The 233-nt window shown below is 73.8% G+C and carries 1 pseudogene; it reads left to right on the forward strand.

The window, feature by feature from the left end:
- Positions 1–233: pseudogene (locus SB771_RS37290) on the forward strand (nif-specific transcriptional activator NifA); the annotation flags it as partial.

Here is a 233-nt window from a genome sequence, read left to right on the forward strand (position 1 = left end):
CTCGGCGTTCGTCGTCGTCGTCGAGCCGGACGGCTACCTGCGCGGCCTGTGCTGCACCGGCCTCGCCGACGACTGGCGCCAGCGCGTGCGCTTCCTGCCCGGCGAGGGCATCGTCGGACGCATCTTCACGAGCGGCTCGCCGGTGATCGTGCCGGAAGTGCGCGACGAGCCGCTGTTCCTCGATCGCACGGGCGGCGCGGGCGAGCCCGACGACGGCTCGGTCGCGATGCTCG

Source organism: Burkholderia sp. SIMBA_051 (assembly GCF_046534915.1).
Lineage (GTDB): Bacteria > Pseudomonadota > Gammaproteobacteria > Burkholderiales > Burkholderiaceae > Burkholderia > Burkholderia ambifaria.